Origin of the sequence: Mucilaginibacter sp. RCC_168 (genome assembly GCF_041355315.1) — a bacterium.
Taxonomy (GTDB): domain Bacteria; phylum Bacteroidota; class Bacteroidia; order Sphingobacteriales; family Sphingobacteriaceae; genus Mucilaginibacter.
The window spans coordinates 34,573-50,100 of the sequence record NZ_JBFUPN010000011.1; the positions used below are offsets into that span (position 1 = coordinate 34,573).

Genomic DNA, 15,528 nt, shown 5'->3' on the forward strand with positions numbered 1-15,528 from the left:
AGGAAACAAAGCATTGTTTATTTTTAGAGCTATGAAATTTAAACGCGGACAAACGGTGATCTTATTGACGATGGACGGGAAGTCCGCTAACGGCAAGGCTGTCGTGGAACATTCGGATGAGCAGAATGAATGGTATACTGTACTGTATTACCAGACCGATTCGGGGCCGCCTGAGCTGATTGAGCGAGTTACCGAAGGCCGCTTATTGACAGTCAGGGATATCGAAGTCCTTTAATATAGCCGGCTTCTTGATGCCTTTTATTGACCAACAACGAAGAGACCGGGGATGACAGCGTCAAAAAATTCAAAGGAGTTCACGTTTTGCACGATCTGGAATCGTCCGGAAATGAGATGGAAAACACACGTTGCCCATGAAAAAAGAAACTGCCTTCCGGCTACCGTTGCCGAACCTGGCACCTGCAGGGCCAGGTTTATTTCTCACGGATCGTTCGTTGAGCGGGGGAAGGAACAACATGGATTCATTCTGAATTCTTATGACGAGGTAACAACTGATTTAAGCGATTGGGTGAAATTATCCTGTTTTATATGGAGTGTCTGGCGGCTATGAACAGGTTTGCGGACTTCAAGCACCCGGTCAATAATTAACTTGAGCAAAATCTTTATGTGACCGCCGGCGGTATGTACAGCAACACGTACCTGCAAGGACGTAGAACTGATTATTGCAGACCGCATCCTGTTTCGCCGACTATCCCTACCAGCACCGTCCCGGAAGGGATGCGCGCAATTTCCTGGAACAAACCCCGCTAAGCGAGGCTGATAAAGCCAAATTCTCGCATGGAAACTGGGAACTATTGACGTCAAATAGCTGCTTACTTTAAACTTTGGCGTAATATGCCTGCAACTCTTTCAGGCGTTGGACCTGCCCCGGACGGGGGTTGATAAAAGGACGCGTTTTTTTGATGAGCGCGATAGCATCTTCAACGTTAAGGCCGGTCTTTAACAGATAGGCGATCGTCATCGTCGGGCCGCGGCCCAAGCCCTGGCGGCAGTGTATGTAAACCTTGCCTCCGCCTTTGATTTCAGCATCGGCAAAGTCCGCGCCTTTAATCAGCATATCCATCGCAGGCGGGCTGTTGTCCGGGGTTGGCAGATGCAGGTAATGAAACCCTTCATATTGTGCCTTGGTGTAAACTGAGTGCACGCGCATATTGATGATCCCCGTAATGCCGAGCGCTTTCATCTTACGAAGGCCGACCCGGTTGTACTGGCTGCCTAAAAACAGATCAGCCGTGATCTGGCAGCGCTTTAAACGGGGCATACCAAATATCACCCGGTAAATGTTGTCATAATAGTACTGGAGAAAGAGACCGGCACTCTTCAGATGACTTTTGATCATGCTTAGCATATCATTCGGCTTTTTCCTTTGGGATGAGCATTTTGAGTGAAGCGGGGATAATGGTTATTTTTAGTTGCTTTGCTTTCATCTCCTTGTCATCGCAAATAAACGATTGCTTTTTAGCCATGCTGATAGTCATCTTTTTGGCCGTCCAATGCTCCAGCACATTGCTTTTTTGCTGAAGTAAGGTCGTTCCGGCTATTTTGAGCAAGGATGACAAGTTATTTTCCTTCAGCAGAATAATGTCCAGTTTGCCGTCGAAAATGCTGATCCCCGGCTGTAGGGCAAAATCACCGACACCCATATGACCGGAGTTTGTTATGGTCAGGCTTACGCCCTTTGCCGACACTTTTTCACCATCTATGTTTAATTCATAATTCACCGGTTCCGCTGTCACCGCTGTCTTAACTGCGGTGACCCCATAAGCAAGCTGGCCGACTTTGTTCTTGAGTTCCCGGTCAGCGCCGGTCACCATGTCTGCCATGATACCCAGGTTAACGCGTAATAAAAAGGGCATTCCGTTTACGTTACCCATATCAACTTTTTTGATCTTCCCGTCAGGCAGCGCACGAAGTGCCTCGAGCGGATCCAGGGAAACGCCGAATTCCCTCGCCATCACGTTCGCCGTACCACCCGGGATGATCGCCATAGGCAGATTGCTGCCCTGTAAGGCAGCGGCTACTTCGGTGACACAGCCATCGCCCCCATATACGGCGATAAGGTCTGTTCTGCCAAAAAGTTTACGCGCCAGCTCACCTGCATTGTTGTTCTTTTTTGTAACGGAAATGTCCCAATCCAGCTTACGTTCAGTCATAGCCCTGTTGATATAAGACAGTATTGGCTCTTCCTTACCGGATGCCGGATTGATGATAAAATGAATGTGTTTTATTTTCACTGGAACTTTCTTGTAGCAGCAACAACCACTCGGCCTGAATGTTTAACCAGAATTTCAAATTAACATTAGGTTCATTTACTGTTAGAACAGGTTATCTATCCAAATCCTTCAGCCAGCGGCGAGATTGGATTTATCCATTATCGAAAAAATACTTGTTCCGGTCATTTTTTGTCTGCTATATTCGAAAAGGTTTTCAGCAGCAGGGTCCCAATTGGTGATCATAAAATCAAGATCATGGCAAATCACTGCGTCAAATAACCCTTCGAAAATAGACTTGAATGTGAATTGCTCTTGCTGGGCATTAGTTTGCATGAATTGTTCGTTTGACTTCCGGTCATACGCTTGCCAAAAGGACGAATGAGTGGCCGATATAGGTAAACAACGTCAAATATACCTAATAGTTTTATTATTGTACTGTTCTGGAACACATGCGATATGTAATAGTCCCCTTTATTTATGTGCAGGATACCATTTAAAGAATTATTTTTTATCCACACCCCGGCCGGTCTTGTGCTGCAGTTCCTCGATCCTTTTGGAAGCCTCTGCCTTTGACAAGGTCTCATCGAAAGTTTCACCCGCCTCAGCCGACAGCGTTTCGAGGTAAGAGTGTTGCGCCCCGGTCATCGGCTCATCACCGGTTTTCCAATCCTCGGGATCTTTGACCATATTGGAACCTTTGATATCGGCGGTGGTATTTTCATCGAATAGTTTTTCTTCCTGATCGTTGCTTTTCATAATCTTACTAATTTATTTGGTAACGAGTTGCCTGAAGATTTGTTTTGAAACAGCGCTATAGCACTGAATCCGATTCAAATTAAACAGGGGAGCATCACTTTCCTGCTGAAACCATTCATTGCGATCAGGACCTGCATATGATCTGTATATTACCGCTATTGCCCGTACAGCGAAAGTGGGCCCCGTACACACCAAGTTAAGAGCGCAATATATTTGATACCTAAGCACGCAGGTACATTTGTGCGGGATCTCATGTATTTTTCCCCCCGCGAAATACACCTTATATATATTTACAACTTGTCGACCTTGGCAGTCTGCTTCAAAATCTTTTGATCAGTTTAACCCTTTAAAAACCATAAAAGCAATTTCGGTGTTATTAAGAATAACATTATTCCGGTAAATTTCCGTTCCCTTTATTTATACTACACAATCAGACAATGTGAAAGCTTTAATGAAGATTTGAGGTCTAATTACTTTGCATTGATTATGATTAGACTAGTGAAGTGTTATCCTAAACACATTAAAACTATTGATTATCTTTATAAGATCATTATTAAAACGGGAATCCGGCTAAAATCCTAATTGACTGCAGCATATAAATTAGACTTTAACTGCGTTTGTTAATCAACAATATAAAAGCTAACCACAGACATCAGCTATGCAAAATATTTTTAAGATTTGCTGTATCATCTTGATTGCATTAACTACTTCAGCGGTAAACCAGGAATGTTTTGCACAGGTTAAAAACAAAAAAAACCATAGGTCACTGAGGGACTCATTACGGGAAAGGGTATTGCACAGAGATTCTGTTATCCGTTCCTTCAAGCACTCCAATAGCTCCATCAACAATCTGCTGGCTAAAATTGAAGATTACACGACCTCTTACGTCGAAACCAACAATGATCTCTCCCGCGGATTCGACACGTTGGAGATAAGTCAGCGCCTGCCACCTTTAGAAAAGCGAATGTCGTTAATGCGTAATACGATCAATAAATCGACTACATTAGGCAACTTGGTTACTATCCGTGGTATGATTGATCATTTGAAAGATCAGATGAACCAATGGGAGGATCAGGTGACCGTTTATAATAACGAGTTAGATGATATTCATACTAAAGTGTCAGATTTTAAATCGGATACGGGCTTGCGCACTATTCCTGCTGACAGCGGTTTAAGGGAAAGATGCTTTATTGAAGTTCAATCGTTGGAACGGAAATGGAACGCCTTAGATAATAGTGTCCAAAGATCAATCATCAGGATTGGCGTTTTGGAAAACAGGATTTCTGCTTTGTCTATTTTATTGATAGATCTGGATGATAGGATCGATCTGAAGATACATGAATTTACTTTAAAATCGATGACTAATGAATATGGCTTTATCTGGGATAGGAAAAAGGCACATGCATTAGACAGATTAGACTCAACACTTGTAAAAACTGCACGTTTGAATGCGCTATTATACAGCTATTTTTTAACGAGTAAATCAAATTGGGGAGGACACCTAGCCAGCCTGTTAACATTAATTGTTTTTTTTGCCTGGATATATCATTGCAGGCGAAAGGTGATGCGTAATCATGAAGAGTATAACGTTATTTTTGATCAGATACCTTACATAGCTAAGCATCCTTATTTATCCACATTGATGGTTATTAGTATACTGTCACCATATTTTTATGATCATCCAATGCAAGTATTCGCGCATACGATGCTGCTGATCATGATGGGAAGTATGGGTATACTGATAAAAGAAAACTGGCCTATCCCTTTATTCAAATTTTGGAGGATATTGTTTATTGCAGCAATTATCTTTTGCCTGAGTAGTTTACTGGTAACAATCGCTTATGAAGACAGAATCATCTTGCTCTTGATATCTGGCGTAATAATTTACCAGTCAATTAAATTATTACGGCAAAGTAAAATATCCCAGGATACATACCCAATGTATCTATCGTTGATATTAAAAATATTTATTGTACTAAACTGTGTTTCCATTTTGCTAAACCTAACGGGAAGGTTCAGTTTGGCCAAAATAGTAGAAATTAGCGCAACTTTAAATATCTGCCTGGCCACAGGGTTTTATTTGTTAGTGCAGATATTAATGGAAAGTTTGTTTCTACAGTTGGAAGTTAATAAAAGTTCAGATCAGCATCCTATAACCTCTTACCTTGATTTTAAAACACTTCAAAAGAAATCCAAGGGGTTCCTGGTTAAAATTACGGCGATATTATGGTTGGTAGCATTAGCCAAGAACCTCACCATCGATGACTATTTATATGATCAGGGCAATGATTTTCTGAATCACCCCTATAAGATCAGCAGTACTGCTTTTACCTTTAGAAGCGTGTTGATTTTCATCATCGTGATCTGGACTTCCGGTCTTATTGCACGAGTGATCAGCTATTTTTATGATTTTGCCGGGCAGCAAACCAAACTTACACCTCAGGCAAAGAGAACCCGGTCATCTATACTACTCATCAGGTTAACTGTATTTGTGGTTGGTTTTTTTGTGGCCATAACTGCAGCAGGAATTCCTATGGACAGGGTAACCATAGTTATAGGCGCTTTGGGTGTCGGTATTGGATTCGGGTTACAGAATATTGTTAATAATCTTGTATCTGGCGTGATACTGGCTTTTGAAAAACCGGTTCAAGTGGGTGATATCATTGAAGTAAGCGGAAAATCAGGCACTATCAAAGAGATAGGGATCAGATCAAGTAAAATAGAATGTGGTGATGGATCAGAGCTCATCATTCCCAATGGAGATCTGATATCTCAGCATGTTATAAATTGGACCTTAACCAACAATCACCGCCGGGTGGAGCTCCTTATCCGTGTGGCTTACGGCACAGATGTGGAAAAGGTAGAAAATATCCTGAATGCGATTGTTCAGAACCATGAGGATATCATGAAAACGCCAGCCGCCTCTGTTTTTCTATATAATTTTAGTGATACCGCAATAGAATTCCGGACTTTGTTTTGGACTGCGGATATTTCCAAATGGCTAAGCTTAAAAAGTAGCGTCATGCGTGCCATATATGTGGCATTTGAACAAGAAAAGATAGAGATTCCACAAGGACAGTTACAGGTATTATTCCCCGAAAGTGGGATTCAATCTCATGCTAATGTTACGCCCAATTCAAATGATCGCCCCGATCCGACTAAATGAAATCACAATTAAAATAGTTTTTTGCAAGCGCTGATATATTACCCGGTTTTGCCTTGCAACTTAGTATAAGTGAAACCAATTAGATCAGCGTACCGGAGCGTCATTGGCTATCAGCACATTTAAATTTGCTGGTAGTAATCATGCATTAACCATAAATTATCGACTAAAACACGGTTAGCAATAGTGATAATAGCATCCTGACCACACAGGTTAAATACACTGAGACTATACCACAACTCCCACAGGTGGCGGCATGGCTGTTTATGAAACAACCATGCCGTTTTACTGGACCATAGGTGATCTCGCGGCTTACCTGCCAAACGCCGTCTTTCTTCTGCTAGATTTGCATAAATTTATAGGTAAACGACCGTAGCTGGCCGTTTTCTATATGAGAGAATGTGTGCTGCCCGGTCTCAATAGCGCCGTAATCCTTGATCGGGTACACTTCCATTGTCCTGCAATTAATTTATGGATCAAAACGTTATTCATTTTAAACAGATCACCGAAAGCCTGTTTTGTCTGATGCCTTGTTTAATAGCGATTGCCAAAAACTGAATTCTTGGCGTACGGGCAGATCACGGTTCAGCGCCGGTAGTATGTACTTAATTTACTATTTTAAGTCCCAACATTTAATGCTAACTAAGAGAATAAAGCGTATATTTATTCATATAACTTCAAGCCGATTTATTAAATAAATGCTAACAAAAACTTCCGGAGCCGAAGACTATAGTATCCTGGATACCGGTGATGAAAAAGATTTCAATGACCTGACTACCTTGGCTTCCGCCATTTGTCAAACGCCTATTGCGCTTATTAACCTGTTTGACGAAAAAAGGCAGTCTGTTAAATCACTGATCGTTTCAAACATTGCAAAAAGCGCCCTGGAGCAATCTTTTAGTGTGCCTGACATCAGTGCTGAACAGGATATCCTTATTGTGGAAGATGCGGCCAGCGATGAACGTTTTTTGCCCCAGCCTTACATTAACGAAAAAGATAAGATCACGTTCTTTGCCGGTGTACCATTAGTTAATGACGACGGCGTAATGCTGGGTTCGCTAAGCGTGATCGACCGACAACAAAAAAGCCTGACCCCTGAGCAGATCAACGCTTTAAAGATCATCGCTAAACAAGTGGTCGACAAACTGGAGCTTCGCAAAAAAGCCATCGTTTCTGAAGACACCATCCGCGAGTTGCGCTATTCCAATCTCTTTATGCAGAAATTCAATGCGATGGCCGCACATGATATCAAAAATCCCATGAGCAGCATTTTATTAAGTGCTCAATCCTTGAAGTTCCGGCTTCAAAGATTACAGGATGCTGATTGTGAAAGGTTAGCGGATCTTAATATCTCTTCAACGAAACGTTTAATGACTCTGCTTGATGATATGTTGGCCTATTCCAAATCGCCGTCATTGCTGCTCACGAAAAAAGTAAAGATCGATCTGCATGAACTGCTGATGGCGGTGGTCGGTATGGTCAGCATCCCTGAAAACTTCACCGTAATATTACCTGAAGAGAAACATTCCTTATATATATCCAGCGTCGCCGTACAGCAAATATTCATCAACCTGCTGACTAATGCCATTCGTTATAATGACAAAGCTCAGGGCCGGCTGCAAATCAGGTTCCGGGAGGACGATGATTATCTTTACTTCGAAGCGGAAGATAATGGCATTGGTATCGATAAAGCCTACCACGAAAAGATCTTTAATAACAGCTTTACGCTTAAAATAGCGGACCGTTTTGAAAAGAAGGGATCGGGAATTGGCCTTTCGACAGTTAAAGAATTGATTAAGGCCTTGAATGGTAAGATCGTGGTTAAGTCGGTGCCCGGTAATGGAGCGACTTTTTATTTAAATTTGAGTAAGAAGTAATTAGCTTTTTTGCCCGACTATTTCACGAACTTTTTCCATCAGCACTTCTAAATCGAAGGGTTTGCTAATAAATCCATCGGCGCCGCAAGCTTTACTCAGGGCGGGCAAATTAAACTCGGCCGACAGCAAGACCACGGGGAAGCAACGTGTAGCTGAGTGGGATTTTAACTGACTGCAGATCAGAGCGCCATTCTGCCCGGGTTCCTTGAGCCGGATATCCATCAAGATCAGATCAGGCAGAATCTCCAGCAGATGCCGGCAAGCGCTTCCATCTTCACAACCCATAACCTCGTAGCCTTCTTCTCTAAGAATGTAACTTAAAAGTTCTAATATATCGGGATCATCTTCAATAACCAGTATTTTTTTCCGCATTATCAGGTATCAGCAAGTATCTGCCGCCTAATTGCAATAAGCCGGCCGTTATTATTGATTAACACCGTTTTTTAATATATATAGGCAAAAAGGTTATCAAATATAATTACCAGCCAATGCCACCGCTTACATACCCTACGGATTAAGCCGCAGCCTACAGTTTGTTTTCATTAAAGGTCAGCTGCCATTAGTCATCGTTTTTGCCCTTGACCTCGGGTTGCACTTATATCTTTTAAATACTGTACTTTTACACTGATATTGATAAGCAGTAAGGATGACCAATACTTCTGAGAACCAACCCGTAGCCGATCCTGACGAACCATTCTTAACACTTGATTTGACCAAGATGGCGCTTGATTCGGCCAATGTCGGGATCTGGATACTGGATGCCGTTTCCAGGAAGTTCCTGCCCTCCAACCGGTCAAAAATATTGTTTGGGTTTTTGCCGGAAGAACAAGTATCATTCGATGATGCCTTGTTAAAAGTTGCAGGTAAAAATCGACGTAGGGTGTTGGCGGCTGTAGAGAAGGCTATTAAATCCCGGGGCAACCTATATGTTGAATGCCCCCTGAACATGCTGACAGAAAAAAAGCATCGCTGGTTGAGTATTATCGGGGGGTTCAGCACCTCGGATCTAAACAATAATTACTTTTCCGGAATAGTAGTCGATATCACTGAGCAAAAACAAAATGATCTGCGCCGGAGCAGGTTTATCGGCATCGTCAGTCATGAGCTTAAAACCCCCCTGACCACTTTAAAAGCCTATGTTCAAATGCTGAACAACTGGGCTAAAAAACAAAAAGATAATTTTTCAATCGGGGCGCTGTCCAAAGTAGAAAAACAGGTCAGAAAAATGCTTAACATGATCAACAGCCTGCTGAACTTATCCGGTGCCGAAGCGGGAAAGATCCACCTGACGAAACAAACATTCAGCCTGAATGAACTCCTCAACGAAGTGATGGAAGAAACCCTTTTTATCACCGCGAGTCACCAGATTAGCATGACGCCCTGCGAAACTATCCTGATCAATGCCGACCGTGATAAAATAGAACAGGTGCTTGTTAACCTGCTTAGTAATGCCGCTAAGTACTCGGACGCCGGAACATCAATAGAAATCGCCTGCGCTTTGGACGACCATGAGATTAAGGTAAGTATCCGTGATCAGGGTCTGGGCATCTCCCCGCAAAATATTGAAAAGCTTTTTCTTCCCCATTACCGGGTGGAAAGCAAGGAAACCGAAAAGATCGATGGTTTTGGGATCGGTCTTTATTTGTGTTCCGAGATCATTAACCAGCACAATGGCAGGATTTGGGTTGATAGCGAAATTGGTAAGGGTAGCACGTTCAATTTTTCCCTGCCGGTTTAAAAAACTTTAGCCGGTATAATATTTAAGCCGACCAGTACTTTTGTTTACCAGATAAATCGCCGACCAGTATGCATCATAGCTACGCAAAGCGCCATAATTTAATTTCCCGTTAAACCATTCCATCATAAAGAAAATAAACCAGGTAATCTGATTACCTTCCGTACTTATTAAAATAATTACAATGCAAAAAGAAGGAACAGTGAAATTTTTCAATGACCAAAAAGGTTTTGGATTCATTTCACAAAGCGAGGACAGAAGCGATATTTTTGTTCACGCATAGGCTCATTGACGAAATCCGAGAAAACGACCGAGTAGAGAATGATGTAGAAGAAGGCAGAAAAGGCCTTAATGCGATCAATGTTAAAGTAATCTAATACGTAACTATAAATTATCGTAAAAGCATCCGCCTTTCGGATGCTTTTTTTATTTAAGCTGTTACCGTAAAACAAATAACGGATTCCTTCGTTTAATATATAATCCTTCGGGATATCAAGCACCTGCTGTTTTTGGCCCGACACTCCACGAACGTTTACTGGATTTGACAAACGCCTTAACTATTTAGCGTGCGTCCTTCCCAGCCAATTCCAGGCCAACAGTGAACCGTTACCCTCTCTGTTTACTACCGACTAACTCATTTATCCAGGCTATGTTATGCCCGGAGAACTTCTAATACTAATTAATTCATTTAATGTTAATCATCATTTCATTCTTTATTGCCCACTGGTTCCTCTCGCTGTTCTTTCAGACTTTCTTCCAGCATCGCTATGCCTCGCACCGCATGTTCACTACGAATAAGTTCTGGGAACGCGTATTCTATTTGCTGGCCTACGTTTTTGAAGGCGCTTCGTTTTTAAACCCCCGCGCTTATGCGCTGATGCACCGGGCGCATCATGCTTACAGCGATACCGAACAGGATCCGCATTCGCCGCATTTCTTTGTTGATGTTTACCAGATGATGAAGGCTACGATCATCACTTTTCGTGATTACGTGAACCGTACCAAAGATCCGGAGGCGCAGTTTCCGGGACATTACCCGGAATGGCCCCTGATCGACCGGATAGGCTCATCCATGCTATCAAGATTGTTATTCGGTGCGGCTTACACCACGTTTTATATCTTTTTCGCGCCCTATTGGTGGCTGTTCTTATTACTGCCGGTCCACTTTATGATGGGGCCGATCCACGGCGCGATCGTTAACTGGTGCGGTCATAAGTACGGCTATACTAACTTCGATAACAAGGACAAATCCAAGAATACTACGCCATTCGACTTCCTGATGCTGGGGGAATTGTTCCAGAACAATCACCACAGGCACCCCAACAGCGCCAACTTTGGCAAGCGCTGGTTCGAGATCGACCCGGTGTACCCGGTCATGAAAATCATGCACTGGCTGCGGATCATCAAACTAAAGAAAGCTTATTAATCTTAAAAATCAAACATAAATTACAAAAACATGAGTAAAGACAAAGGCAGTAAAAATGTCAAGAAAGCACCCGCCACCGATGGTAAAAAGGCCACATCCGACTATCAGGCCGGTAAGAAAACGGTGTCGAAAGACGATGCATCTATCAACAAAAAGAAATAATATGAGCGATCAAACGATTGAATCCCAGGCAAAGATATATGTCTATGACCTGCATAACTGCGCCCGCGAATTTGGCTTTAAAGCCGATGAGAAATGGGAAGTGAGTATGGTAACAAGCCAGGAAAAAGCCGATCTGGAAAACAAATACTTTCCGACCCTTTCCGCTAAAATATTGCCTGAAATGCTCGCCGGAATGCTGAGCGCTGTCAAAGTTAAGTTAAGCCAGCAACTGGCCGCCTTTGAAAAAGCCGTAGATATTTCTCTGGTCAGGCAACAGCATTTACAGTACCTGGTCGCGTATAACCCTAACCGGCTGCGCCGGTAAATCATCGCACAATAAAAAATGAATAGATACCCTTTTCGAATCATGTATTGCAAACGCTTTCCTACGGCTGGAAGGACGAACGCGGGATTTATTACCAGCCCTACCGTGACCGTAGGCGTTTAAACCACTCCGTATGAAAAACCTGATCATCATTTGCCTGTGCCTGCTTCCCGCCGCTTTATTTGCCCAGGATGCCTCCAACATGATCCCCAAACAAAGCGCGGTGAAGGACACCGCCCGGCAAACAGACCTGATCGATATAGCAAAACAGCTGTTTAAAATTAGTCCGCAAAAACCGAGGATACAGCGGGAAAAGAAAATCTATTTTTCGATCCTGCCTGTTCCGGGAACCGTACCGGGCGGCGCCGGCCGTGCACTGATCACCAGTACGACAGCCGGTACCTACCTCGGGCCACAAAGTACGACCAATTTATCGAGCGCAACATTTGCACCTTATTGGAACCTGCATAGCCGGTTCGGCCTGCCGCTGCGCTCCAGCATCTGGCTGAAGGACAATACCTGGAACATACAGGGCGATATCCGGTTCTTGGTTTACCCCCAGTATACATGGGGCTTAGGCGGCAGTCATGCTTATAACGATAAGACTTTGGTCAATTATAATTATATCCGTTTTTACCAGAGTGCGCTTAAGCGCATAACCCCTTATTTCTTTGCCGGTGGAGGCTATAACCTGGATTATCATACCAACATTAAAAGTGATGATCCCACCGTTGACCTGAAGCAGTTTACCGGCTACTCCTACGGCACCAATGGTAATTCCGTTTCTTCCGGAGTCAGCTTGAACCTATTATATGACACAAGGAATAATTCGATCAATCCCCTGCCGGGCGCTTATGCCAATGTGGTTTACCGGATCAACCCGACTTTTTTGGGAAGCGATGATAACTGGAGTTCTTTATATGTAGATGTCCGAAAATATATTTCCTTAAACCCGGCTAATAAAAACCAGCAGAATACGCTTGCTTTCTGGTCTTACCTCTGGACGGTCTTGGGAAGCAATGCGCCTTACCTTGACCTGCCAAGTATCGGCTGGGATCCGTATAACCGCTCAGGTGAAGGTATTGATCAAAATCGCTACCGGGGGAAATCGCTGTTTTACTTCGAGAGTGAATACCGGCGCGATATTACCACCAACGGACTCCTGGGCTTCGTGGTTTTTGCCGACGTAAATACGGTAAGCGGTTCCGGCTTCCTGTTTAAATCCTGGCATCCTGCGGCTGGTACAGGGCTGCGGGTAAAATTCAACAAAGGCTCTAATACCAACATCGGGATTGATTATGCCGGAAGCAAAGGCTACAGCGCCATTATTTTTAATATCGGTGAATCTTTTTAAGTCAAAGTTTTCGACTTAGCTGGATCAAATCGTGCACTTTCTATGTGAGCACTACATCAAAGGGTCTATATACCTTTGTGAGACACCCATTAGCGGTTCACAAAAATGGCTTTAGTGGTCCCCAAATGAACCCTTCTTCGGCCGAATGCTTTATAAATAAGCTGCTATTACTTAAGTTCTTTAACATACTTAACGATGTCCTGACCATGAAAACCCCATTGCCCAATCGCATGTTGGCCAGCCAGGACATTTACGGTATTTTGGGCATGCAATACCGCTGTAAGTAACAGAAGCAAAGTCGCTAACATCAGTGAGTGGATTTTTTTGACGGCCGATTTGTAATAAGACATATGATCTTGTTTAATATAAAATGTTAGAATAAGGTATATTATTTTGACTTCAAGCTTCCCCATCTATGCCTTCAGATTTTCAATCAATTGGATTATCAAAAACTCAATCGGCTTTTTAAGTCTCCTGGCAGATAGGCTTGTTTTGTCTATCGCCATCTAACAACGATACTGCATTCACCTCTTATTTTATCAACCACACTTTGGTAATGTTCCCACTTGCCCAAAATTTTCATCAAACAAAGCAGCAGCTCCTATCAATGGTGCATTTTCATCCAGTTGGGCCAACTTAATGGATAAGAAATCGAAATGTTGGATAACGTAGGGCAGAAAGTGTTCAGAAGCTTTAGCAATGTTGCCGCAAATAACCAAAGCCTGCGGATTAAGTTGTTCAACGGGAGCTGAAAGCACATCAATCATATTGACCGCAAATTCTTTAAAAACAGCTCGTACAACAACACTTTTCGGCGCCAGCTCCGAAAGTTCTTTTACACCATCACTTAGCGAAATCCCTGTTAGATCTCGATAACGTTTTAAAAACCAGCGCGTTGAAAGATAATTGTCCGCAATGCTTTCCTTAAACGGATTGGAGCCAAGATTTATATTTTTAATAATGGTCTTTCCGCCATAAGCCGAACCAAAGCCTGTTCCGAGTGTGACGCCGAGCACCCGCTGAGGGCCTTGTCCGGCGCCCATCAATACTTCACCTGCGATTGTAGATTCCGCATCGTTTCTAAACCTGATCAAATGCGGCTCAAGATTTAAAAAACGGGCAAAATATCCTCTAATATCCATATCGTAAAGAGCTTCATACTTATTAAACCCCCTTATGCGAGATATGCCATTTTTATAGTCGAAAGGACCTGGCATGGCTACGCTTAATCCTGAAATCAATAGCCCGGGATTCATTTTTAATACCTCTAAAAATGCGTGCTCCCACGAGGACAATATATCTTTTGCCGGACCTTTGCTAAACACATCCATCCTGACGATACTTTGAGGTAGTATCACGCGGGTCACCAGATCGCAGATACCTACTGTAATATGTGAACCACCGATGTCTGCGGTAAGAATATATGGTGATGATAAATTATTTTTTTGCATAAAACTTATTCCTATAATTATTTGACCACTATCTGCCTCTCCTCCTGTAATCTTGTCCTTGGCAAAACTCATTATTAGCAGGCCGATTAAATGAAATTGCTCGCTGTAGTATTTATCTATGTTAGTAGTTTTATTAGACTCTATTTAGTAATCACACATCTGATGATTTGAATATGGGATTCCTCCCTTCAATTGCATTGTAACTATTGGTTTAATAAAAATGCGGTCTAAAGCAGCGTCCATTTCTCGGAGATATGTTTTCAATATCACAACTGCCTTATTCTGATATTGCGAAACGAAACTGCCGCCCCATGATCTTGTAAGGCAATATGTCCTTTTGGATAGGTTGCATAAGCTTTCCATGTTTTATATTTACTGGTCTTTAGCATATTACGCCACAGCGCATTTCCAACTTGCGTTTCAACAACTTTTTGGCCATTGAGCCAAAAGGTTAGATGATTGTTCAATTTACGAATCATCACAGAATTCCACTCGCCGGCTGGTTTAGCGGGATGTGCAGGCGCAATCAAGTCATACAACGACCCGGCTAAATGATTAGCTTGCTTATTGTCTTCTGCTCCTTTATTATCTAATATTTGCATTTCGATGCCTGTCAAATAAGTATAAACGTATGCAGTATCCTCATGTACATTAAAAATAATACCGCTGTTGCCCCCCTCTGGTATTTTCCAATCCAGCTTTAATTCAAAATTTGTGTATTCCTTATTAGTGATCAGGTCGCCTCGTCCTTGCGATTTGGTATCTAAATGTAGTATGCCGTCACTAACGCCCCAAGCGCCAGCATCTTTCTTTAAATAAACGTGCCAACCATGGGTGTTTTCGCCATTAAAAAGTAATTCCCAGCCTTGTTGCTGCTCTTTAGCATTTAATGCGTTTTTAATTTGCGCTGATAGCGAATGGTGTATTGCGATTAATGTCAAAGCAATTGATAAGAGTTTTTTCATATTCGGGTTTTAAGAAAGTTATTTAGAGATTATCGTAATTAAATTGGTTATATTAACATTGATGCAAGATGCAGTACAAAAAT

General features: G+C 42.5%; 15 protein-coding genes and 1 pseudogene. 9 read left to right on the forward strand and 7 right to left on the reverse strand.

Features of this window, described 5'->3' with window-relative positions; all coding sequences use genetic code 11:
- The first annotated feature begins 70 nt into the window (after positions 1–70).
- Entirely contained in the window at positions 71–235 is a 165-nt protein-coding gene (locus AB6735_RS11920) for a hypothetical protein (RefSeq protein WP_370996152.1), read from the forward strand.
- Between the two features lie 600 nt (positions 236–835).
- On the opposite strand, the gene AB6735_RS11925 is transcribed toward AB6735_RS11920, so the two are convergent.
- From AB6735_RS11925 to AB6735_RS11940, 4 genes are all read right to left on the reverse strand, one after another.
- Positions 836–1,357 carry a dual specificity protein phosphatase family protein gene (locus AB6735_RS11925; RefSeq protein ID WP_370996153.1) on the reverse strand — a complete coding sequence of 174 codons (522 nt, stop codon included), beginning with the start codon at positions 1,355–1,357 and terminating at the stop codon, positions 836–838.
- Positions 1,358–1,367: 10 nt separating this feature from the next.
- Positions 1,368–2,252: a diacylglycerol kinase family protein gene (locus tag AB6735_RS11930; RefSeq protein ID WP_370996154.1), complete on the reverse strand. Its 885-nt coding sequence runs from the start codon at positions 2,250–2,252 to the stop codon at positions 1,368–1,370.
- A 108-nt stretch (positions 2,253–2,360) separates the two neighbouring features.
- Positions 2,361–2,564 (reverse strand): PAS domain S-box protein, encoded by a 204-nt coding sequence (locus tag AB6735_RS11935; protein WP_370996155.1) that lies wholly within the window; start codon positions 2,562–2,564, stop codon positions 2,361–2,363.
- Positions 2,565–2,732: 168 nt separating this feature from the next.
- Entirely contained in the window at positions 2,733–2,987 is a 255-nt protein-coding gene (locus AB6735_RS11940; protein ID WP_370996156.1) for a DUF3072 domain-containing protein, read from the reverse strand.
- Between the two features lie 658 nt (positions 2,988–3,645).
- Between AB6735_RS11940 and AB6735_RS11945 the strand changes: the two genes are divergently transcribed.
- Both AB6735_RS11945 and AB6735_RS11950 read left to right on the forward strand, forming a co-directional pair.
- Positions 3,646–6,153, forward strand: a complete 2,508-nt coding sequence (locus AB6735_RS11945) for a mechanosensitive ion channel family protein (RefSeq protein ID WP_370996157.1) — start codon at positions 3,646–3,648, stop codon at positions 6,151–6,153.
- 695 nt (positions 6,154–6,848) lie between these two features.
- Positions 6,849–8,027, forward strand: coding sequence for an ATP-binding protein (locus tag AB6735_RS11950; protein WP_370996158.1), 1,179 nt, complete (start codon positions 6,849–6,851; stop codon positions 8,025–8,027).
- Here the strand turns inward: AB6735_RS11950 and AB6735_RS11955 are convergent, their stop codons facing one another.
- On the reverse strand, positions 8,028–8,399 hold the full coding sequence (locus AB6735_RS11955) for a two-component system response regulator (protein WP_370996159.1): 372 nt from the start codon (positions 8,397–8,399) through the stop codon (positions 8,028–8,030).
- A 274-nt stretch (positions 8,400–8,673) separates the two neighbouring features.
- Between AB6735_RS11955 and AB6735_RS11960 the strand changes: the two genes are divergently transcribed.
- The 6 genes and pseudogenes from AB6735_RS11960 (at position 8,674) to AB6735_RS11985 (ending at position 13,029) form a co-directional block, all read left to right on the forward strand.
- Positions 8,674–9,765: an ATP-binding protein gene (locus tag AB6735_RS11960; protein WP_370996160.1), complete on the forward strand. Its 1,092-nt coding sequence runs from the start codon at positions 8,674–8,676 to the stop codon at positions 9,763–9,765.
- Between the two features lie 181 nt (positions 9,766–9,946).
- Positions 9,947–10,139 (forward strand): annotated as a pseudogene (locus tag AB6735_RS11965) (cold-shock protein).
- Positions 10,140–10,453: 314 nt separating this feature from the next.
- Complete coding sequence (locus AB6735_RS11970; RefSeq protein WP_370996161.1) at positions 10,454–11,188, forward strand: acyl-CoA desaturase; 735 nt, start codon at positions 10,454–10,456, stop codon at positions 11,186–11,188.
- Positions 11,189–11,218: 30 nt separating this feature from the next.
- Positions 11,219–11,350: a hypothetical protein gene (locus AB6735_RS11975; protein ID WP_370996162.1), complete on the forward strand. Its 132-nt coding sequence runs from the start codon at positions 11,219–11,221 to the stop codon at positions 11,348–11,350.
- Position 11,351: 1 nt separating this feature from the next.
- Positions 11,352–11,675, forward strand: a complete 324-nt coding sequence (locus AB6735_RS11980; protein ID WP_370996163.1) for a hypothetical protein — start codon at positions 11,352–11,354, stop codon at positions 11,673–11,675.
- Between the two features lie 133 nt (positions 11,676–11,808).
- Positions 11,809–13,029 carry a BamA/TamA family outer membrane protein gene (locus AB6735_RS11985; protein WP_370996164.1) on the forward strand — a complete coding sequence of 407 codons (1,221 nt, stop codon included), beginning with the start codon at positions 11,809–11,811 and terminating at the stop codon, positions 13,027–13,029.
- A 539-nt stretch (positions 13,030–13,568) separates the two neighbouring features.
- Here AB6735_RS11985 and AB6735_RS11990 read toward each other — a convergent pair.
- Positions 13,569–14,552 carry an ROK family protein gene (locus AB6735_RS11990; RefSeq protein WP_370996165.1) on the reverse strand — a complete coding sequence of 328 codons (984 nt, stop codon included), beginning with the start codon at positions 14,550–14,552 and terminating at the stop codon, positions 13,569–13,571.
- Between the two features lie 194 nt (positions 14,553–14,746).
- Entirely contained in the window at positions 14,747–15,445 is a 699-nt protein-coding gene (locus AB6735_RS11995) for a DUF1080 domain-containing protein (protein ID WP_370996166.1), read from the reverse strand.
- Between the last annotated feature and the right edge of the window lie 83 nt (positions 15,446–15,528).